The organism is Geminicoccus flavidas (genome assembly GCF_009806515.1).
Lineage (GTDB): Bacteria > Pseudomonadota > Alphaproteobacteria > Geminicoccales > Geminicoccaceae > Geminicoccus > Geminicoccus flavidus.
Map to the genome: position 1 here is coordinate 1 of NZ_WUJP01000144.1, position 741 is coordinate 741.

A 741-nucleotide genomic window follows, 5' to 3' on the forward strand; every position below is an offset into this window, starting at 1 on the left:
ACCTGCTCGTGCGGCATGCCCACGTCGAGCTTCGCAAAGCCGGACGGCTCGATCCGGTGGCGGTGCATCAGCCAGATGGCGATTGGCCCGCCGATCATGCAGGTGGTGATCAGGCCGACCGTGTTGGCCGCGATCCCCAGCTCCATGGCGCTGCTGATGCCGTGTTCGCCGGCCAGTACCGGTGCCCAGGCCATCGTGGTGCCGACCCCGCCGGTGAGTGACGCCGAGCCCACCATCAGCCCGGCCTTGGGATCCAGGCCGAACAGGCCGGCAGCGCCCATGCCCAAGAGGTTCTGGCCGACCATGAACAGGATGGACAGGATCACCAACGCCCGGCCGCCCTGGCGCAGGGCGCGCACGTCCGACTTCAGGCCGATGCCGGCGAAGAAATACAGGAGCAGGAAGTCGCGCGCCGCCAGCTCGAAGCCGATCCGCAGCCCCAGCAGGTAATAGGCCAGCGCCACCGCGACGGCGCACAGGAAGCCGCCGACCACCGGCTCCGCGATGCTGTAGCGACGCAGGATCTCGTAGCGCTGCGTAGCGAGCTTGCCGGTGAGCAGCAGGAGGATGGCGACTGTCACGGAGACGAAGCCGTCGATCTCGATCATGAGCACCTGAAGGCTGGCGTGGCGCCGGTACCGGCGACGGATTTCCGGATCGCCCCAGGCCTATCCGCAAGCCCTGCCGCCGCTAACCCGCCGGACCTTGCCGGCATGCCAGCTCCGCGCGATCATCCGCCCA

General features: G+C 68.6%; 1 protein-coding gene. It reads right to left on the bottom strand.

The genetic code is table 11. The features are described 5' to 3' along the window. The coding region (locus EQG76_RS03875; RefSeq protein ID WP_235031197.1) for a sodium/glutamate symporter at positions 1 to 608 on the bottom strand (608 nt) is incomplete at its 3' end. Positions 609 to 741 lie beyond the last annotated feature (133 nt).